Source organism: Pseudomonas sp. 44 R 15 (assembly GCF_900004965.1).
GTDB classification, from domain to species: Bacteria; Pseudomonadota; Gammaproteobacteria; order Pseudomonadales; family Pseudomonadaceae; genus Aquipseudomonas; species Aquipseudomonas orientalis_A.
This window is the reverse complement of record NZ_CVTU01000103.1, coordinates 25,573-46,358: the sequence shown is the minus strand read 5'-3', so window position 1 is coordinate 46,358 and position 20,786 is coordinate 25,573. Positions and strand designations below refer to the sequence as shown.

Genomic DNA, 20,786 nt, shown 5'->3' with positions numbered 1-20,786 from the left:
TTTTCAGTTGAATCAGCTTTTGCAGCTTGTCCAACTGGCTTTGCAAATCCGCCGCGCGGCTTTTGAGTTCTTCGTTATCGCGACGGGTGGTGTCCAGTTGCTCTTGAGTCATCGCCAGCTTGTCGCTCAACGCACGGCTGTCGCCCGCCTTGCCGTTCGCCCCTTTTTTGGCTGCTTCGGCCGACACCAGGCTCAAGTTGTCCTTGGCGTTGGTGCTCGACGGCGCATTGCCCGTCTCGGTGCGCTTGGTGGCGTCCAACTGGGCCTTGCCCGCCACTTGCTGGCTGGCGGTGCGGCGGCCCTGGCGCCAGGCGGCGTTCTGCGCAGTCACTTCGGCAATCGCCTGGGGTTGCGCCAGCGCGGTGCTTTGCACGGTGTCCGGCAGGCGCAGGACCTGGCCGGTTTTCAGGCGGTTGATGTTGCCATCGACAAAGGCATTCGGGTTGAGTGCCTGAATGGCCAGCATGGTCTGTTGCACAGAGCCACCATTGCGGTTTTTCTCGGCAATTTCCCACAAAGTGTCGCGAGCCGTGGTGGTATGTTGCGCAGGCTTGCTGACGGGGGACGCGGTGCCGGCCGGCGCACTCAAGCGCGGCGCCGGGGCGCTGGCAGCCGATGTGGGCTGATCGAATTTGGCGGGATCGAGCAGTACGCTGTAGTCACGCATCAGGCGGCCATTGGGCCATTGCACCCGCAGCAGGAAGCGTACATAGGAATCGGGCAGCGGTTTGTCGGAGGTGACCCGCACCACGCTGCGGCCATTGGGATTGACCACCGGCGTAAAGGTGAGCTGGTCGAGAAAGGCCTGGCGATCGACACCGGCATCGACGAACGCCTGGGACGAGGCCAGGCTCGGGGTGATCTCGGACGCCGTGAGGCCACCGACGTCGAGCAACTCGATTTCCACCGACAGCGGCTGGTTCAACTTCGACTTGAGGGTCATCTCCCCAAGTTGCAGCGCCTGCGCCATACCGGAGGACAGCGCCGAGGCGGCCGCTATTGCTAACACCAGTTTGCGAACTTGAACCATAGCCTCATCCTTTGTCTGAACACTCCCCGGCCTGCGAGAAGGTTGGTAACCGCTGCCATAAGGCATGGCGAGCCGATAGGTTACCGACGCGCTTGTGTTCCGCTTTGGGCCAAGCATAGCGCTTGGTGAGAATCAATCTACAAATTGACGCCAAGTATCTTTTACGCAAGGCCTTTTATCAACAACTGCGCCACTTGCACGGCGTTAAGCGCAGCCCCTTTGCGTACGTTATCTGACGTCAGCCACAAATTTAGTTCCGCCGGGTCGTCGACACCCGCGCGCACTCGCCCTACATAGACAACGTCCTGACCCACTGCATCACCAACTGCCGTCGGGTAGTCGCCCGCCTCGACCAGCTCGATACCCGGCGCTGCCTCAAGGGCCTCGTTCACCGCAGCCAGATCGACCGGCGCCGCCAACTGCAGCGACACAGCCAGGCTATCGCCGAAAAACACCGGGGCTTGAATGCACGTGGCGGACACTTTCAGTAAAGGTGTTTCCAGTACGGCGCGCAATTCATGCACGAGACGTTTCTCCAGCGCCGTGTGACCCTGGGCGTCTGGAGTGCCGACTTGTGCCAGCAGGTTGAAAGCCACTTGCCGATCGAAGAAGGTCGGCTCCAGCGGACGCACATTCAACAGCTCGGCGGTCTGGCGGGCCAACTCACTCACGGCCTCGCGGCCCAGCGCAGACACGGCCAGGTTGGCGGTAACGCTCACGCGCTGGATATCCAGCAGGCCACGCAACGGCGCCAGCACCACCGCCAGGTGAGTGGCGGACGGGCTCGGACTGGCGATTTGAAACGGTTTCTTCAAGCCTTTGAGCACATGGGCATTGGCTTGCGGCACCACGTACGGCGCCTGTTCGGCAGGCAACGCGCCAGACAGGTCGATCACCGAACAACCGGCGGCCGTGGCGCGCGGCGCGAAGCTCAAGGTCACCGCCGGGCCGGCCGCGAAGAACGCCAGTTGCGCCTTGCTGAAATCGAACTCGTCGACCTCCTTTACCCGCAGGTTCTTGCCTCGGAACGGCACCGAAGCACCGGCGGAATTGTTGCCCGCCAGCAAATAAAGGGTGCCTACCGGGAAGTCCAGCTCTTCGAGAATCTGTACCAGGGTTTCGCCAACGGTGCCGGTGGCGCCGATCACGGCGATTTCAAAGGTCTGGGTCATGGAGGTTGCCTCGGGCATTGCGGGGGAGCGGCACTTTAACGGGTGGCAGGGGACGAGGCAATTGGCCTGGGGGGCTGTGGTGTGGCCGAGGGCCCTATCGGGGCTTGAGTATTTACACAACGCAGCCCTAAAAAACGTAACCACAATGCGAAGCGAGCCGCTCTTAATCCTGATCTTGATCTGCTTTTGATCTCAGGCGCCCCGTTAAACCACGCTGGCCGAACGCAGGCTTGAATCCGTGGGTAACCCGGCAGGACGCCGGGTTAGCCGCCCCGCGCCATGGATGGCGCGTGGCGGCGGCCCACGGATTCAAGCCTGCGTTCGGGCACACCGAGCCTAGGCGAGGTGCCGAGTGGTGGGGCAAGAGCCTTTTGGTTACTTTGGGGCTTTTCCAAAGTGACCCGCCGTCAGGGCGGAACCCTAAGCAGCCGTTACCGCAGAAACGGATATGTACTAGGTCCAATCCAACATCCTGGTCGGCTCTGAGGCCGCCATCGGGAGCAAGCCCCCTCCCACATTTGAGCCAGGATCGACACAAAATCCTGGTCGGCTCTGTGGCCGCCATCGGGAGCAAGCCCCCTCCCACATTTGAGCCAGGATCAACACAAAATCCCGGCCAGCCCAGAGGCCGCCATCGAGGGCAAGCCCCCTCCCACATTTGAATGCATTCACACATCACCCTGTGGGAGGGGGCTTGCCCCCGATGAGGCCCTGGCAGACAACAAAAAACCCGCGCCTGTCACCAGAGCGCGGGTTTTCCGGAACAAGCAGCAATCAACGCTCGAGCAAAATCCGCAGCATGCGTCGCAACGGCTCGGCCGCGCCCCACAACAGCTGGTCGCCAACGGTGAACGCGCCGAGGAACTGGCTGCCCATGTTCAGCTTGCGCAAACGGCCCACCGGTACATTCAGGGTGCCGGTGACCTTGGTCGGCGCCAGCTCCTGCATGCTGATATCGCGGTTGTTCGGCACCAGCTTGACCCAAGGGTTGTGCTGGCTGATCAGCCCTTCGATATCGGCGATCGGCACGTCTTTGTTCAGTTTGATGGTCAGCGCCTGGCTGTGGCAACGCATGGCACCGATACGTACGCAGATGCCGTCCACCGGGATCGGGTTCTTGAAGCGACCGAGAATCTTGTTGGTCTCGGCCTGGGCCTTCCACTCTTCGCGGCTCTGGCCGTTCGGCAGTTCCTTGTCGATCCACGGGATCAGGCTACCGGCCAATGGCACGCCGAAGTTTTCGGTCGGATAAGCTTCGCTGCGCATGGCGTCGGCCACGCGACGATCAATATCCAGGATCGCGCTGGCCGGGTCGGCCAGTTGATCAGCAACCGCGGCATGGGTCGCGCCCATCTGCTTGATCAGCTCACGCATGTTCTGCGCACCGGCGCCGGACGCCGCCTGATAGGTCATGGCGCTCATCCACTCGACCAGGCCGGCCTCGAACAAGCCGCCCAGGCCCATCAGCATCAGGCTGACGGTGCAGTTGCCGCCCACATAATTGCGGGTGCCGGCGTCCAGCTGCTGGTCGATGACCTTGCGGTTGACCGGGTCGAGGATGATCACGGCATCGTCCTGCATGCGCAGGCTCGATGCGGCGTCGATCCAGTAGCCCTGCCAGCCGGCTTCGCGCAGCTTGGGGAAGACTTCGCTGGTGTAGTCGCCGCCCTGGCAGGTCAGAATCACATCGAGGGTCTTGAGCTCTTCAATGCTGTAGGCATCCTTGAGCGGCGCAATATCCTTGCCCACGGACGGCCCTTGGCCACCCACGTTCGACGTGGTGAAAAACACCGGCTCAATAAGATCGAAATCCTGCTCTTCCAGCATCCGCTGCATGAGCACGGAACCGACCATACCGCGCCAACCGATCAGACCTACACGTTTCATCGCAACTACACCTTGTTAAAAAGTGGGCCGCCTTGCAGCGACAACTGCAAGCGGGCCCGAGAGATTACAGATTCCGCAGCGCGGCGACTACAGCATCGCCCATTTCTTGCGTACCCACGCGGGTGCAGCCCTGCGACCAGATGTCGCCGGTGCGCAGGCCCTGGTCCAGCACCAGGCTTACGGCCTTCTCGATCGCATCGGCCGCATCGCTCAGGTTGAAGCTGTAACGCAGCATCATCGACACCGACAAAATGGTCGCCAACGGGTTGGCAATGCCCTGGCCTGCGATATCCGGTGCAGAACCGTGGCACGGCTCGTACATGCCCTTGTTGTTTGTGTCCAGGGAGGCCGACGGCAGCATGCCGATGGAACCGGTGAGCATCGACGCCTGGTCGGACAGGATGTCGCCGAACAGGTTGTCGGTGACGATCACGTCGAACTGCTTGGGCGCACGCACCAGTTGCATGGCGGCGTTGTCGACGTACATGTGGCTGAGCTCGACGTCCGGGTAGTCCTTGGCGACTTCTTCGACGATCTCACGCCACAGTTGGCTGGAAGCCAGTACGTTGGCCTTGTCCACCGAGCAGACCTTCTTGCTGCGCACACGGGCCATGTCGAAACCGACACGGGCGATGCGGCGGATTTCGCTCTCGCTGTACGGCAGGGTGTCGTAGGCCTGACGCTCGCCATTTTCCAGCTCGCGCACGCCGCGCGGCGAACCGAAATAGATACCGCCGGTCAGCTCACGCACGATCAGGATATCCAGGCCCGCCACCACTTCCGGCTTGAGGCTGGAGGCGTCGGCCAGTTGCGGATAGAGGATGGCCGGGCGCAGGTTGCCGAACAGGCCCAGTTGCGCCCGGATTTTCAGCAGGCCGCGCTCAGGGCGGATATCCCGCTCGATCTTGTCCCATTTCGGGCCGCCCACGGCGCCCAGCAGCACGGCGTCGGCCGCGCGGGCGCGGTCCAGGGTCTCGTCGGCCAGGGGCACGCCGTGCTTGTCGATGGCGGCGCCGCCGATCACGTCGTGGCTCAGTTCGAAGCCCAGGCTGTATTTGGCGTTGGCCAATTCCAGCACTTTGACCGCTTCGGCCATGATTTCCGGGCCAATACCGTCGCCAGGGAGAATCAGAATCTGCTTGCTCATGGGTTCCTCATTTCATCGAGCGACCTGCCCAGGGGCCGGTCGGGAAAAATCAATCAGCGTTGGGCAAAGACCACCAGCACGTCGGTGCTGAAGGTGCCGTCGGCCTGAATGTCGTAGTAATCGCGCACTTCCTGGCCCATCGCCTGTTGCAGCTCAAGGATGGCCGAACGCAGCACCTCTGGCGTGCGCATACGCTCGACCCACGAGGTGTACTCCAGGCGCAGGCGTTGACGCAGGCTGTTACGCACATGCAGACCGGACTCGCTGAGTTGCTGCATCCACTCGGCAGCGGCGTAATCACGCACATGGCTGGTATCGCGCAGCACTTCGACGGTTTGCAGGTAAGTGTCCAGCAACGGGCTGCCGGGTGACAACACATCCACGAACGCCGCCACGCCGCCCGGCTTGAGCACCCGACGCACTTCGCGCAGGGCCAGGCCGAGGTCGCTCCAGTGGTGGGCCGAATAACGGCTGAACACGAAGTCGAACTCGCCATCGGCGAACGGCAGGCGCTCGGCGGCGCCGTTTACGGTGCTGATATTGGTGAAACCGCGATCTTGCGCAGCGGCGGCCACCACATCGAGCATCTGTTGGGACAAGTCGTAGGCCACCACTTCTTTAACCAGCGGCGCGACATGGAAACTGACATGGCCGGCGCCGCACCCCAGGTCCAGCAGTCGTGCACTGCCCTGCCCGGCCAGTTCGGCCTGGAGCAGCGCGAATTCGGTGCCCTGGGCGTGAACGGCGCTGCTCAGGTAGGCGGCGGCCTGTTCGCCGAATTGCTTTTGCACGACGTGGGTGTGGGCGGTGGTGGTCATGGGGGCTTCCTCGGGTTTTGTGTGGTTAACACTGGCCTCATCGGGGGCAAGCCCCTCCCACCTTTTGATCTGTGAATACATTCAAATGTGGGAGGGGGCTTGCCCCCGATAGCGGCGGTACTGCCTACCTCAATCGCGAAACAACCACGGCTGGCTCGCCCGGTGCTTGCTCTCGAACGCCGCAATCGCATCGCCGTCCTGCAAGGTCAGGCCAATATCGTCCAGGCCATTGATCAAGCAGTGCTTGCGAAAGGCGTCCACTTCGAAGTGGTACACCTTGCCATCCGGACGGGTCACGGTCTGTGCGGCCAGGTCCACCGTCAACTGGTAGCCCACATTGGCTTCCACTTGCTCGAACAGCTCATCCACTTCGGCGTCGCTCAGGATGATCGGCAACAAGCCGTTCTTGAAGCTGTTGTTGAAGAAGATGTCCGCATAGCTCGGCGCGATAATGCTGCGAAAGCCATATTCTTCCAGGGCCCACGGCGCGTGTTCACGGCTGGAGCCGCACCCGAAGTTTTCCCGGGCCAGCAGCACACTGGCGCCCTGGTAACGCTCGGCGTTGAGCACGAAGTCCTTGTTCAGCGGACGCTTGGAGTTGTCCTGGTAGGCATAGCCCACGTCCAGGTAGCGCCATTCGTCAAACAGGTTGGGGCCGAAACCGGTGCGCTTGATCGACTTCAGGAACTGCTTGGGGATGATCTGGTCGGTGTCCACGTTGGCACGGTCCAACGGCGCGACTAAACCTGTGTGTTGTGTAAAAGCACGCATCGGGTATTCCTCAAATCAATTCGCGAACGTCGATGAAACGACCGTTGACGGCGGCGGCGGCGGCCATGGCCGGGCTGACCAGGTGGGTACGCCCACCGGCGCCCTGACGGCCTTCGAAGTTACGGTTGGACGTCGACGCGCAATGCTCGCCGCTCTCCAGACGGTCCGGGTTCATCGCCAGGCACATGGAGCAGCCCGGCTCGCGCCATTCGAAACCGGCTTCGAGGAAGATCTTGTCCAGGCCCTCGGCCTCGGCCTGGGCTTTGACCAGACCCGAACCGGGCACCACGATGGCTTGTTTGATGGTCGACGCCACCTTGCGGCCCTTGGCGATCACGGCAGCGGCGCGCAGGTCTTCGATACGCGAGTTGGTGCAGGAGCCGATGAATACGCGATCCAGCTGGATATCGGTAATCGCCTGATTGGCTTTCAAGCCCATGTATTTGAGCGCGCGCTCGATGGAGCCGCGCTTGACCAGATCGGCCTCCTGGGCCGGGTCCGGCACGTTTTGATCAACGGCCAACACCATTTCCGGCGACGTGCCCCAGCTGACTTGCGGCTTGATCTGCGCAGCGTCGAGTTCGACCACGGTGTCGAACACCGCGTCGGCGTCGGACACCAAGTCTTTCCAGGCTTCGACGGCGGCGTCCCAATCAGCGCCCTGCGGGGCGAATGGACGGCCCTTGACGTATTCGACGGTCTTTTCGTCCGCCGCCACCATGCCCACGCGGGCACCGGCTTCGATGGACATGTTGCAGATGGTCATGCGGCCTTCGATGGACAGGTCGCGAATGGCGCTGCCGGCGAACTCGATGGCATGGCCGTTACCGCCGGCGGTGCCGATCTTGCCGATTACCGCGAGCACAATGTCCTTGGCGGTCACACCGAACGGCAAAGTGCCTTCGACGCGCACCAGCATGTTCTTCATCTTCTTGGCGACCAGGCACTGGGTGGCGAACACATGCTCCACCTCGGAGGTGCCGATGCCATGGGCCAGGGCGCCGAACGCACCGTGGGTGGAGGTGTGCGAGTCGCCGCAGACCACGGTCATGCCCGGCAAGGTCGCGCCCTGCTCCGGGCCGATCACGTGGACGATGCCTTGACGCACGTCATTCATCTTGAATTCGGTGATGCCATATTCATCGCAGTAATCATCGAGGGTCTGCACCTGCAAGCGCGACACCGTATCGGCAATGGCGTCAATCCCGCCTTTGCGCTCCGGGGTGGTTGGCACGTTGTGGTCCGGGGTGGCGATGATGGAGTCGACGCGCCATGGCTTGCGCCCGGCCAGCCGCAGGCCTTCGAACGCTTGGGGCGAGGTCACTTCATGGATGATGTGACGGTCGATGTAGATCAGCGACGATCCATCATCGCGACGTTTCACTTCATGGGAATCCCAAAGCTTGTCGTAAAGCGTTTTGCCGGCCATCAGTCGGTCCTCATCAGCGGTGTTTCTATATGCCGGGCTTTCAATAACCCTTTGGCTTGTGAGGCTGATGGTATGGCGCTACATTAAATAACTCAAATTCATATTTTTTATGCTTTGGATTACCAACCGGAATAGCACCATGGACCTTGCCAACCTCAATGCCTTTATCGCCATCGCCGAAACCGGCAGCTTCTCCGGCGCCGGTGAACGCCTGCACCTGACCCAACCGGCCATCAGCAAACGCATTGCCGGCCTGGAGCAACAATTGAAGGTACGCCTGTTCGATCGCCTGGGCCGTGAAGTGGGCCTGACCGAAGCCGGGCGGGCCCTGCTGCCGCGTGCCTATCAGATCCTGAATGTGCTGGATGACACCCGTCGCGCCTTGACCAACCTGACCGGGGAAGTCAGCGGGCGCCTCACACTGGCTACCAGCCACCATATCGGCCTGCATCGCCTGCCGCCGGTCCTGCGCACCTTCACTCGGCAATACCCCAGCGTGGCGCTGGATATTCAATTCCTCGATTCGGAAGTGGCCTACGAAGAAATCCTCCACGGTCGCGCCGAATTGGCGGTCATCACCCTGGCGCCCGAGCCGCACAACCTGGTGCGCGCGACACCGGTGTGGGATGACCCGCTGGATTTCGTGGTGGCCCCCGAACATAGCCTGATCAACAACGGCTCGGTCAGCCTGGCCGATATCGCCGGGCACCCTGCGGTGTTTCCCGGCGGCAACACGTTTACCCACCATATTGTCAGCCGCCTGTTCGAGGCCCAGGGCCTGACGCCGAACATCGCGATGAGCACCAACTACCTGGAAACCATCAAGATGATGGTGTCCATCGGCCTGGCCTGGAGCGTGTTGCCACGCACCATGCTGGATGATCAGGTGGCAAGTATCGCTTTGCCGGGCATACAGCTGCGTCGCCAGCTAGGCTATATCGTGCACACCGAAAGGACGCTGTCGAACGCTGCGCGGGCTTTCATGAGCCTGCTGGATGCACAGGTCGATCCGCCAGGGATACCGGCGTGAGTTTGTGCGGCCCAGGGCTTCAAGCAACCGCGCTGTCTTCCCATCGAGCCAAGGCCCTTTGAATAATGCCCAACCCCGTTGATTCCGTGCCACCGCTGCCCCGCATCCACGCCCTGGACCCACAGGAGGCGGAACAACACTGGGACAGCGCCCCGCAATTGCTGTCGGCGCTCAATGCCGCGCGACTGGGCGCGTGGTGCTGGGAAATCGACACCGGGAAAATCAGCTGGTCCCGTGGCACTCAGGCATTGTTTGGCTACGATCCGCGCCAGCCACTGCCCAATGACCTCAATTACCTGGACCTCCTGGCGCCGGAAGACCGCGCCCGGGTCGTCAGGGCATTTCATGCGGTGCTGGCCGGCGAACCGGTCGAACAGGCCATGCATCACCGCATCCAATGGCCCGATGGCAGCCTGCACTGGCTGGAAATCAACGGCAGCCTGGTGCCGGACAAAAACGGCAGGCGCCGAATGATTGGGGTGGTCCGCGAGATCACGCACCAGCGCGAGCGGGAACACGCCCTCAGCCACTCTGAAAAACGCTTCGCCACGCTCTTCCACCTGTGCCCGAACATGGTGCTGCTGACGCGCCAGGCCGACGGCCTGATCAGCGAGGCCAACCACCATTTCGAACTGCTGTTCGGCTGGCCGGTGGCGCAAGTCATTGGCCGTACCACGCTGGAGTTGGGCCTGTGGCGTCACCCGGAGCAACGCACGCATCTGGTCAAGGCGACCCAGCGCAAAGGCGAATCCATCATCATGGAAGTGCAGTTCTGCGCCAGCAACGGCCAGATCCACGATGGCACGCTCAGTGCGCAAAAGGTCGAACTGGACGGTGAGGCCTACCTGATCAGCACCTTCCTCGACACCACCGAGCGCAAAAACGCCGAGCAAGCGCTCAAGGACAGCCAGGAGCGCCTGGACCTGGCGCTGGACTCGGCACAACTGGGCACCTGGGACTGGCACATACCGACCGGCATGCTCTACGGCTCGGCCCGTGCCGCCCAGCTCCATGGCCTGCCGAGCGAACCGTTCCACGAATCCTTCGATGCGTTTTTTGAAGGCATGTCCGATCAGGACCGCGAGGGCATGCGCCACGCCTACCGCAGCTTGCGCGAAGGCGCGGACGGCAACTACCAGTTGACCTACCGCGTACCGGCCGAGGACGGCAGCGTACGCTATCTGGAAAGCCGCGCACGTCTGTATCGCGATGAATCCGGCAAGCCTCTGCGCATGGCCGGCACCCTGCTCGATATCACCGATCAGGTGGAACGCGAGCAGCGCCTGAGCGCGTCCGAAGAGAAATTCGCCAGCCTGTTCCAGGCCAGTCCCGACCCTATTTGCGTCACCGGCCTGGACAGTGGCGAGTTTATCGAGATCAACCCGGCGTTCACCCAGACGTTTGGCTGGACGGCCGCCGAAGTGATCGACAAGAGCGCCGAGCAGATCGGCCTGTGGGATGAATCGAGCAAGCGCCTGCAACGCATCCAGCGGGTGATTCGCGAACAATCATTGAGCAACGTCGCCATCGTGGTGCATGCCAGGAACGGCCAGAGCCTGACCTGTGTGATTTCCAGCCGCCTGGTCAAGGTCAATGAGCAGCCGTGCATCGTCACGACCCTGCGCGATATTACCCAGCAGCAACGCTCGGAGGCGGCGCTCAAGGCCAGCGAAGAGAAGTTCGCCAAGGCCTTCCATTCCAGCCCCGACGCCATTTCGATCACCGAGCGCGACACGGGTCGATACGTGGAGGTCAATGATGGGTTTTGTCGCCTGACCGGCTACCGCGCCGAAGAAGCCATCGGCCTCACCCTGTACCAGATTGGCATCTGGGCCGATGAAAACCAGCGCACCGCGCTGCTGGCCGAACTGCACATCAAGGGGCGCATCCATCACCTTGAAATGCTTTGGCACAACAAGCGTGGCGAGGTGCTGGCGGTGGAAGTGTCGGTCGAACCGATCACCTTGAATGAAACGCCGTGCCTGCTACTGACCGCGCGGGACGTGAGCCTGTTGAAGAACGCCCAGGCGCAGATCCGCCACCTGGCCTATCACGACCCGCTGACCAACCTGCCCAACCGTGCGCTGCTGATGGACCGCCTGAGCCAGCAGATCGCCCTGCTCAAGCGCCACAACCTGCGCGGCGCCCTGCTGTTCCTCGACCTCGACCACTTCAAGCACATCAACGACTCCCTCGGTCATCCGGTGGGCGATACCGTGTTGAAAATCGTCACCGCACGCCTGGAAGCCAGCGTGCGCACAGAGGATACGGTGGCGCGCCTGGGCGGTGACGAGTTCGTGGTCCTGCTCAGCGGCCTGGAGGGCTCACGCACGCAAGTCAGCCGGCAGGTACAGGCGCTGGCTGATACCTTGCGCGAATTGCTCTCCGAACCGATGTTCCTCGACGGCCACCGCTTGCAGGTGACGCCAAGCATCGGCGTGGCGCTGATCCCCGACCATGGCACCACCCCCGCCGACCTGCTCAAGCGTGCCGACATCGCCCTGTACCGCGCCAAGGATTCGGGGCGCAACACCACCCAGATGTTTCACACCAGCATGCAGAAAACCGCCAGCGAGCGCCTGCGCATGGAAACCGACCTGCGCCTGGCCCTGTCGCGCGGTGAATTCAGCGTGCACTACCAGCCCCAGGTGGATGCGCGCGGCAACAAGATCGTCGGCGCCGAGGCCCTGGTGCGCTGGCAGCACCCGCAACTGGGTGCGCAGTCGCCGGCGGAATTCATCAAGGTGCTGGAGGACAGCGGCCTGATCCTGGAGGTGGGCACCTGGATTCTCGACGAAGCGTGCAGCGCATTGGCGCAGTTGATTGCCGAAGGCCTGGTGGACCCGTTGAATTTCAGCCTGTGCGTGAATATCAGCCCGCGGCAGTTTCGCCAGAACGACTTTGTCGAGCGGGTCGAGCGCAGCCTCACGCAACACCACCTGCCCTACAGTTTGCTGAAGCTGGAAATCACTGAAGGCATCGTGATCCAGAACCTGGACGACACAGTGATGAAGATGCGGCGCCTGAAAAAACTCGGGGTCAGCTTTGCGATGGACGATTTTGGCACCGGTTACTCCTCCCTGACGTATCTCAAGCGTTTGCCGGTGGATGCGCTGAAAATCGACCAGTCGTTTGTGCGCGACGCGACTCACGATCCCAATGACGCTGAAATCATCCGTGCCATTGTGGCCATGGCCCGCAGCTTGAATCTGGAAGTGATTGCCGAAGGCGTGGAAACCGTGGAACAACTGGCGTTCCTGCAGAAGCTCGGCTGTCATTTGTATCAGGGGTACTTGCATAGCCGGCCATTGCCGATAGAGGGGTTCAGGCGGCTGCTGGAATAGCCATGTGCTGAAACCCAGCGTTGAAACAAAATGCACCCTGGGTTATCCCTGCCCAGGTGCACCACGGTCAAATCAGTGCAACGGCCTGACCATGCGTGGGGGTTCGCCCCTGTTTTCCCCATAACTCTTCGCGGCCGTTGATGACCGCCACCGAATGCCCGGTACGGTTGCACATGCCCAGCTGACCTCGGGCAAGCTCACCCACCGGCACTCTCTTCATGTGCCTTTTCAACCCAAGGCGCAGAAAGCCTTCTCCCGGACCGCTTTCATCCTCCCCGTTATTCAGACTACGAATCGCATGCTGATAACTGCGATCGGCCATGCCATCGTTGTTTTCAATCTGCGCACGCTTGGCGCTGACGGCAAACAGAAACTGCGCATCCTTGAGCATGCCTTTGTCGGGCCCGTTGAACCGGGCGCCTCGGGAGCCCTCGGCCAATTCGCGGTCATTCAACGTGAGCCGGAAGCCATCGCGCATGACGACGTGGTATCCGTCACGGGTCTTGGCCACTTCCTGGAAAATATCCGTGGGGCTTTGTCCGAATCGGTGCATCGCAGCCTTGATCGCCGATACCGTCACGCAGTTGCCATCCGGGCCCTGACGAAAGCCACTCCAGATATTGTCGGGCTTCGCGCCACCGCGCTTGTTGGACAAACCCGGAATGTCAGCTGCGGCATCCGGTTTCGGCAACACCGGTTGGGGGACTACCTGCGGAACAACAGGTGAAGGAACAGCATCAGGCACATTATTTTGTTTTTTATCTGCTATAAGCGCAAACAACTGAGTAAAGAACGAAGTGAATAAGGCCACGACTGCATTGATCGCCTGCGCGTCATTCCCGACAGCCGCCGAACGCTGCAATCCATCACCATACCTTATATCCGGCGTCGCCCTGACCGACGCTTGATTACCACCTGCTTTAACAGTCGCTTCATTACTTGCGCTGAGTGCATCGATCGATAATGACTGCCTTACATCAATGACCCGCGCAATGTTATTAATTGGAAAGCGTGACATAGAGTTCTCCCTATACAGGCATCTCTTCGAAATACATGCTCGAAAAAATGCCTGCACTTATAAAAAGACCAAAACGCGATGACGGTGTTTAAAACCTGGAACTTAGCCGATTAAAGCGGCCATGCCTGTCAGCCGTTCGGTCGTCAACAGGACCCGGACTGGTCAGATCCGGAGTGGGCGCGTCGGGCAAGGGCGTTGGCTTGGCGTCCGGCAATACAGGGGGTTGCGGTTTGGTATTCGTTGGCACATCAGGCCTTGGGAGGTTGCGCGCAAGTACGGTTGGCTGCGGCCTGGCATACGGCAACACGGGTGGCTGGGGCCAGGTATCCGGAGAAACCCTGGGCGTCGGGACGTGATCCGGCAAGACACTTCCATCAGGGCAGTGGCAATGACCGCCGACAACCACATTCACGTTGACGTTTGTCTTGGGGTCGTTGTTTACGCTTATCTCGGGCCTGGGTACCGTTGGAGGGAGCGGCAAGGGGTGCGGCTTATTCCCACCAGGCATGTTGACCAACGGATCATTGGGTTGTGGCAGCACTCGCAGCCCGCCTGCGTCCGGTTTCACAAGCTCTTTGCGGGTATCCGGCAACACCGGCTGCTTGCCCGCGTCCGGCTTGACCACCTCTTTGCTGGTATCCGGTTTCACTGGCAGCTTGCCTGCATCCGGCTTGACCAACTCCTTGCTGGTATCCGGCAGCACCGGCTGCTTGCCCGCATCCGGCTTGACCCGCTCCTTGCTGGTATCCGGCAGCACCGGCTGCTTGCCCGCATCCGGCTTGACCCGCTCCTTGCTGGTATCCGGCAGCACCGGCTGCTTACCTGCGTCCGGCTTGACCAACTCCTTGCTGGTATCCGGCAGCACCGGTTGCTTGCCTGCGTCCGGCTTGACCAACTCCTTGCTGGTATCCGGCAGCACCGGTTGCTTGCCTGCGTCCGGCTTGACCCGTTCTTTGTGAGTGTCCGGTGAAATCGGTAATTTGCCCGCATCCGGCTTGATCGGCTCTTTACCGTTATCCGGTGCAATGGGTAATTTGTCGACGTCGGGTTTGACCTGTGTTTTACCCGAAAATATGTCACGCATGGCCCTGAAGATACCTTCAAGCATATCGAACAACTGCCTCAGCGCGGTCTCAGGTGTGACCGCCGTATTATCGGGACGCAGTGACGTCTGAAGAGGTGTTGTGCCAGGCGACTGTACGGTCGGCTTGAGAATAACTTTAGTATTCGAAACCGCTGGTTGTTCCAGAGCAGATGTATCGACTTTAACCAATGGCGGAGTGTTAATCGACATAGACATACGCACGTTCCTTTATTTCATACAACCCGACCGTTCAACGGCCGGAGGGAGGGATAGTTTTATTGACTGAACAACAACAGCGCTGCTTCAGTCCCTCCATTCGTGGGAACTTGAGCCATCGAGTTCCGCGAATCGCAGTTCATATAAGGAAACCAACATGCATTATCAGACTTTGCCTCATGGACAATTTGCGCGAAGCCTTGATTTATGGCTTTGTCGATACGAAAGTGCGGTCACACGCGCTAATACTCTGTAGGCATGTCACTCGTCGATAACATTCCACGTGTTTACTTGCCTCTGGTTTGTGTTAACTCGCACGCGTAAAAAAGGCGCCTGCAGTGGCGCCTTTATGCAAATCAATGGCAAAAGTTCGATTGCCTCGCTTCAGACAGCCACAGGGTTGGGCATCCCCAGCAGGCGACTGACCTGCTCCAGGCCGGTCTCGCGGCGCAAGGCGGTAAACAGCTCCACCGCTTCGGGGTAGTTGCGCGTCAGCATCGCCAGCCACTGCTTCAAGCGGCCGGGTGCCTGGCGCTCGGTCAATTGCGCCACCGATTGGGTCCAGAATTCCTGGAGCATCGGCTGCATCTGCGCCCATGTCATTTCCACCACCTCTTGCCCTGCACGCGCCGCCGCGATCTGCCGCGCCAGGTCAGGACGCGCCACCAGTCCACGGCCAAGCATGATGTCTTCGGCGCCGCTGACTTCGCGGCAACGTTTCCAATCGTCGACGCTCCAGATGTCGCCATTGGCAAACACCGGCACCTTGACCACCTCCTGCACCCGGGGAATCCACTCCCAATGGGCGGGCGGCTTGTAGCCATCGGTCTTGGTGCGCGCATGCACCACGATATGCGCAGCCCCGCCTTCGGCCAGCGCCGTGGCGCAGACCAATGCGCCATCCGGACTGTCGAAGCCCAGGCGCATTTTGGCGGTGACCGGGATATGCGCCGGGACCGCACGGCACACATGCTCGACGATACGGTTGAGCAACTCCGGCTCCTTGAGCAGCACCGCACCGCCGCGGGACTTGTTGACGGTCTTGGCCGGGCAGCCGAAGTTGAGGTCGATCACCTGCGATCCCAACTCGCAGGCCAGGGCGGCGTTTTCCGCCAGGCAGACCGGGTCAGACCCCAGCAATTGCACGCGCAGCGGCACGCCCGCGGCGGTGTGGGCGCCCTGCAGCAGTTCCGGAGCGAGCTTGTGAAAATAGGCGGGGGTGAGCAAGCGGTCGTTGACGCGGATGAATTCGGTCACGCACCAGTCGATACCGCCCACGCGGGTCAACACGTCCCGCAGGATGTTGTCGACCAACCCCTCCATGGGCGCCAAAGCAATTTGCATGGAAAACACTCAACAAAAATCGTGGCGCAGTTTACTGGGTTTCCCACAACAACCGTTAACCCCCCGTCAGCGCAGGCCCGTACCCCTCGATAAACTCGGCAGGCATGCGCTTGGGCCTGCCGCTGGACAGTTCGATGCAAACGAAGGTGGTGTGCGCGCGCAGCAAGGTCGCACCGTCACGCGGGCGTACCAGCTGAAAACGGCGCGTCATCTTCAGGCGCTGGTCCCAATCGACGATCCACGTGGCCAGTTGCAGCTCATCGCCTTCGTAGCCGGCCGCCAGGTAGTCGATCTCATGACGCACCACGGCCATCGCGCGGTCCAGGCGCCGATACTCGGCAAGGTCCAGCCCCAGGCGCTGGGAATGGCGCCAGGCGCAACGCTCCAGCCAGGACACGTACACGGCGTTATTGGCGTGCCCCAGGCCGTCGATGTCCTCAGCGGCGACCTGCAGGTCGATGATGAACGGCGTTGCCAAATCCCAGCCCATGCCTTGCTCCAGTCGATTGATGTCGGCGGACGCAGTGTATCAGGCGCTCTGGCGCTCCTGTACATGACAGCTCGCCAACAGGGCGAGTACGCCTTCAATTACCCGTGGATCGGCCAGCACCTTCTGATGCCCGCCCTGCTCCAGGCGCATCAGGCGACTGCCTGGCCAGGCCTCATGGATGGTCTGCGAGGCTTTGACCGGGACGAACGTATCGTCTTCGGCATGCACGATCAGGCCGGGAAGGTTCATCTGGTAGTGCGCGACATCCAGATGCTTGAGCGGCATGCCGAATGCCAGCTCCACCGTCTGGATAAACGCCGAACGTGCGCGCGGCGGCAACCCCATCATGCGCGTGAAACCGCGCAGCGCATCGAGGAACCGCGAGGGCGCGGCGATACTCACCAACGCCTGCGTACGCAGCCCCAACTGCACCGCCAGCATCGCGCTGGCACCGCCCATGGAGTGGCCGACCACCGCCTGCAGCGGGGGCAGCTCGGCCGCCGCCTCGAGCATGGCACGGGCGAACAGCAGCACGTGCGCTTCACGCCCTGGCGAATGCCCATGGGCCGGGCCATCCAGAGCAATCACCGAGTAGCCGCCCTCCACCAACGCCGTGATCAGGCTGGCGAATTGCGTAGGCCGGCCTTCCCAGCCGTGCATCAGCAACACCGCCGGTCCTTGCCCCCAGCGCAGCGCCGAGAGGCCAAAGCGCAAGGTGATGCGCTCCGATTGCGCCAGCACCGGCAGCTCCCACGCCCGTGGCGGTAGCTCACGGGGCGTCATGAAGGTGCGGCGCATTCGGTTGGCCACCGTTTGCGGCGCGAGTCGGCCGACCGTGCCGTTGAAACCACGAACCCAATTCAAGCCGCCCATGCCCTGAACCCTCTTTCAGCGTACCGCCGACTTGGCGGCGCGCAGCACACGATCGGACAGCTCCCCGGGCCCCAGGGCCCGCGCCAGCGTCAGGCCGCCGACCATCAGCGCCATGTCGGCCAGGGCCTTGTCGGTATCTTCCGGCGTGGCCGCCAATTGGGCGGCCATCAGCTCGCAATGTTCGCTCAGTGCCTGGCGGAACGCGTCCGGCAAACGGCCCATTTCGCCAACCGTCGCAGGCAGCGGGCACGCCTCGCCGGTGGAGTCCCGGTGCTTGCGCGACAAGTAAAACGCCGCCACCAGGCTTCGGCGCTCTTCGCCGGTCAGTTGCGTGTCCAGGTCTTCTATCGCCGCGCGGCGCTTGGCCAGCAACTGGGTGAAGGCCTCCAGCATCAGCGCATCCTTGCTCTCAAAGTGCGCATAAAAACCGCCGACCGTCAGCCCCGCCGCCCCCATGACTTCGCCGACACTCGGTTCAGCCGGGCCACGCTGGATCAATGCCGCGCTGGCGGCCTGCAAGATGCGTTCGCGCGTTTGCGCTTTTTTATCGCTCATCAAAGCCTCCGTCTCTCATGGGTTGAATATTATTACCATAATAATATTGCGCAAGCGACAAGCATGACCATTGGTCAGAACAGAAGAAAGGAAGTGGAGAAAGAATTGGCCGAACGCCAGACAAACAAAAGGGCCATTCAATAATTGAATGACCCTTAAAAATCCCGCAGAGCGGGTAATCGTGGCGTCCCCTAGGGGACTCGAACCCCTGTTACCGCCGTGAAAGGGCGGTGTCCTAGGCCACTAGACGAAGGGGACACAAACCTTCTGTACAGTGATCAGTGCGAGACCGATCGATTCAAGGACGGTGTGGCCGCAACCTTGAACCTGTAAATTGGTGGAGCTAAACGGGATCGAACCGTTGACCTCTTGCATGCCATGCAAGCGCTCTCCCAGCTGAGCTATAGCCCCGATTTTTCGCCTGGCGGCGCAGCAGACCTTTCGGAATGCTTGTTGAAACTGGCGTCCCCTAGGGGACTCGAACCCCTGTTACCGCCGTGAAAGGGCGGTGTCCTAGGCCACTAGACGAAGGGGACAAAACCTTCTGTACAACTGATCGGCGCTGAGTGCCGATCGATTCAAGGACGGTGTGGCCAGACCTTGAACCTGTAAATTGGTGGAGCTAAACGGGATCGAACCGTTGACCTCTTGCATGCCATGCAAGCGCTCTCCCAGCTGAGCTATAGCCCCTCATCGGTGAGGACGGGGCGAATCTTAATGGCGGTTTCGAAACGTGTCAAATTTATTTTCAACAATTTTCAAAATTTTTTGCCGGGATAACAATCACTTACCGACGAAACCCCGGAAAACCGGGGTTTCGTCCTTACAGCCGTGCGCTTAAGCGATAGCGCCCAGCAGCTTTTCCCACTCTTTGTTTTCTTTCTTCGAAACACCACCAAGCAAATCAAGGGCTTGGCGCAGACGGAAACGCGTGAGGTCCGGGCCGAGGATTTCCATCGCGTCGAGCACCGACACTGAACTGGCCTGCCCGGTAATCGCGGCAAACATCAACGGCATGGCATCACGCAACTTCAGCTCCAGCGACTCGACCACTGCCTGGATCGTCGCGGTGATCGCATCCTTCTCCCATTGGCGCAGGCTTTCGAGCTTCCACAGGATCAACTGCATCAACTGACGCACCTGGTCACCGGAGAGCTTTTTCGATTCAAACAGCTTGGCCTCCGGGTTCACGCCACCGGCGAAGAAAAAGCTGGCCAGCGGTGCGACCTGGCTGAACGTTTCCACCCTGCCCTGCACCAGCGGCGCTATCTTCATCATGTACTCGGGGTTGAGTGCCCACTGCTGCACACGACTGGCGAACTCTTCTACCGGCAAATCACGCAACCACTGGCCGTTAAGCCACGACAGCTTCTCGATATCGAAAATCGGCCCGCCCAGGGAGACGCGGGACAGGTCGAAGTTATCGACCATTTCCTGCAGCGAGAATTTCTCGCGCTCGTCCGGCATCGACCAGCCCATGCGGCCCAGGTAATTGAGCATGGCTTCGGGCATGAAGCCCATGCGCTCGTAGAAGGTCACCGACGTCGGGTTCTTGCGCTTGGACAACTTGCTCTTGTCCGGGTTACGCAACAGCGGCATGTAGCACAGCTGCGGCTGCTCCCAGCCGAAGTATTCATAGAGCAGGATCAGCTTGGGCGCCGACGGCAGCCATTCTTCGCCGCGCAGCACATGGGTGATGCCCATCAGGTGGTCGTCGACCACGTTGGCCAGGAAGTACGTCGGCAGGCCGTCGGTCTTCATCAGCACCTGCATGTCCATACGGTCCCACGGAATCTCGACATCACCGCGCAGCATGTCCGGCACCACGCACACGCCTTCGCTCGGCACTTTCATGCGGATCACATGGGGCTCGCCGGCGGCCAGGCGCGCGGCCACTTCCTCTTTGGACAACAGCAGCGCGCGGCCATCGTAGCGCGGTGTCTCGCCACGGGCCTGTTGCTCGGCGCGCATCTGGTCCAGCTCTTCGGCGGTGCAGAAGCAGGGGAACGCGTGGCCCATGTCCACCAGTTGCTGGGTGTACTGCTTGTAGATATCGCTGCGCTCGCTCTGGCGATACGGGCCGTGGGGGCCGCCGACATCCGGGCCTTCGGCCCAGGTAATGCCCAACCAGCGCAGGGCATCGAAAATCTGCTGTTCCGACTCACGGGTCGAGCGCAGTTGATCGGTGTCTTCGATCCGCAGGATGAATTCACCGCCGTGCTGCTTGGCAAAGCAGTAGTTGAACAGGGCGATGTAAGCAGTGCCGACGTGGGGATCCCCAGTAGGCGATGGCGCAATGCGCGTGCGGACGGTGGTCATGGCAGGTCTCGAATGGGCGATGAAACTGAAAATTGAAACAAGGGGCGAATGGTAACAGCCTGGGGGATTTCTGGAAAACCGAGGCGCGGCCATCGGGGGCAAGCCCCCTCCCACACTTGACTGTATTCACACATCAACAGGTGGGAGGGGGCTTGCCCCCGATGAGCATAGGTATCTACACAACTCAGCAGCGCCCAACCGTAACCACGATGCGAAGCGAGCCGCTCTTGATCTTGATCTGCTTTTGATCCTAGGCGCC

16 protein-coding genes and 4 tRNA genes are annotated in these 20,786 nt (G+C 61.2%); 2 read left to right on the top strand and 18 right to left on the bottom strand.

Features of this window, described 5'->3' with window-relative positions; all coding sequences use genetic code 11:
- The 7 genes from BFP93_RS18145 to leuC form a co-directional block, all read right to left on the bottom strand.
- Positions 1–1,030 (bottom strand): type IV pilus assembly protein FimV (locus BFP93_RS18145; protein ID WP_305118197.1); only part of this gene is annotated, 1,030 nt, incomplete at its 3' end.
- A gap of 161 nt (positions 1,031–1,191) precedes the next feature.
- Positions 1,192–2,202 (bottom strand): aspartate-semialdehyde dehydrogenase, encoded by a 1,011-nt coding sequence (locus tag BFP93_RS18140; RefSeq protein WP_065894108.1) that lies wholly within the window; start codon positions 2,200–2,202, stop codon positions 1,192–1,194.
- A gap of 774 nt (positions 2,203–2,976) precedes the next feature.
- Positions 2,977–4,089 (bottom strand): aspartate-semialdehyde dehydrogenase, encoded by a 1,113-nt coding sequence (gene asd, locus BFP93_RS18130; protein ID WP_065894106.1) that lies wholly within the window; start codon positions 4,087–4,089, stop codon positions 2,977–2,979.
- Positions 4,090–4,153: 64 nt separating this feature from the next.
- Entirely contained in the window at positions 4,154–5,236 is a 1,083-nt protein-coding gene (gene leuB, locus BFP93_RS18125; protein ID WP_065894105.1) for a 3-isopropylmalate dehydrogenase, read from the bottom strand.
- 53 nt (positions 5,237–5,289) lie between these two features.
- On the bottom strand, positions 5,290–6,054 hold the full coding sequence (locus tag BFP93_RS18120) for a class I SAM-dependent methyltransferase (protein WP_065894104.1): 765 nt from the start codon (positions 6,052–6,054) through the stop codon (positions 5,290–5,292).
- A 129-nt stretch (positions 6,055–6,183) separates the two neighbouring features.
- Positions 6,184–6,825, bottom strand: coding sequence for a 3-isopropylmalate dehydratase small subunit (gene leuD / locus BFP93_RS18115; RefSeq protein ID WP_065894103.1), 642 nt, complete (start codon positions 6,823–6,825; stop codon positions 6,184–6,186).
- A gap of 10 nt (positions 6,826–6,835) precedes the next feature.
- Positions 6,836–8,254, bottom strand: coding sequence for a 3-isopropylmalate dehydratase large subunit (gene leuC, locus BFP93_RS18110; protein WP_065894102.1), 1,419 nt, complete (start codon positions 8,252–8,254; stop codon positions 6,836–6,838).
- Between the two features lie 139 nt (positions 8,255–8,393).
- Here leuC and BFP93_RS18105 point away from each other — a divergent pair, with 139 nt between their 5' ends.
- Together BFP93_RS18105 and BFP93_RS18100 are read left to right on the top strand one after the other, a co-directional pair.
- Entirely contained in the window at positions 8,394–9,284 is an 891-nt protein-coding gene (locus BFP93_RS18105; RefSeq protein ID WP_065894101.1) for a LysR family transcriptional regulator, read from the top strand.
- A gap of 65 nt (positions 9,285–9,349) precedes the next feature.
- Entirely contained in the window at positions 9,350–12,628 is a 3,279-nt protein-coding gene (locus BFP93_RS18100) for a PAS domain S-box protein (protein WP_065894100.1), read from the top strand.
- A 67-nt stretch (positions 12,629–12,695) separates the two neighbouring features.
- Here the strand turns inward: BFP93_RS18100 and BFP93_RS29325 are convergent, their stop codons facing one another.
- The 11 genes from BFP93_RS29325 to gltX form a co-directional block, all read right to left on the bottom strand.
- The gene (locus BFP93_RS29325) at positions 12,696–13,646 is read right to left on the bottom strand and encodes a hypothetical protein (protein WP_256095222.1); all 951 of its coding nucleotides are present in this window, start codon (positions 13,644–13,646) and stop codon (positions 12,696–12,698) included.
- 88 nt (positions 13,647–13,734) lie between these two features.
- The gene (locus BFP93_RS18090; protein ID WP_141687989.1) at positions 13,735–14,946 is read right to left on the bottom strand and encodes a hypothetical protein; all 1,212 of its coding nucleotides are present in this window, start codon (positions 14,944–14,946) and stop codon (positions 13,735–13,737) included.
- A 384-nt stretch (positions 14,947–15,330) separates the two neighbouring features.
- Positions 15,331–16,290: a tRNA dihydrouridine synthase gene (locus BFP93_RS18085; protein WP_065894098.1), complete on the bottom strand. Its 960-nt coding sequence runs from the start codon at positions 16,288–16,290 to the stop codon at positions 15,331–15,333.
- 55 nt (positions 16,291–16,345) lie between these two features.
- The gene (locus tag BFP93_RS18080) at positions 16,346–16,780 is read right to left on the bottom strand and encodes an acyl-CoA thioesterase (RefSeq protein ID WP_065894097.1); all 435 of its coding nucleotides are present in this window, start codon (positions 16,778–16,780) and stop codon (positions 16,346–16,348) included.
- Between the two features lie 39 nt (positions 16,781–16,819).
- On the bottom strand, positions 16,820–17,653 hold the full coding sequence (locus BFP93_RS18075) for an alpha/beta fold hydrolase (protein ID WP_065894096.1): 834 nt from the start codon (positions 17,651–17,653) through the stop codon (positions 16,820–16,822).
- Positions 17,654–17,668: 15 nt separating this feature from the next.
- Positions 17,669–18,208: a TetR/AcrR family transcriptional regulator gene (locus tag BFP93_RS18070; RefSeq protein ID WP_065894095.1), complete on the bottom strand. Its 540-nt coding sequence runs from the start codon at positions 18,206–18,208 to the stop codon at positions 17,669–17,671.
- Positions 18,209–18,390: 182 nt separating this feature from the next.
- Positions 18,391–18,466: transfer RNA gene (locus BFP93_RS18065), tRNA-Glu, on the bottom strand.
- A gap of 77 nt (positions 18,467–18,543) precedes the next feature.
- Positions 18,544–18,619, bottom strand: a tRNA-Ala gene (locus BFP93_RS18060).
- Between the two features lie 49 nt (positions 18,620–18,668).
- Positions 18,669–18,744 (bottom strand) — tRNA-Glu (locus BFP93_RS18055).
- Between the two features lie 78 nt (positions 18,745–18,822).
- A tRNA-Ala gene (locus BFP93_RS18050) sits at positions 18,823–18,898 on the bottom strand.
- A gap of 147 nt (positions 18,899–19,045) precedes the next feature.
- Positions 19,046–20,527 carry a glutamate--tRNA ligase gene (gltX, locus tag BFP93_RS18045; RefSeq protein WP_065884120.1) on the bottom strand — a complete coding sequence of 494 codons (1,482 nt, stop codon included), beginning with the start codon at positions 20,525–20,527 and terminating at the stop codon, positions 19,046–19,048.
- Between the last annotated feature and the right edge of the window lie 259 nt (positions 20,528–20,786).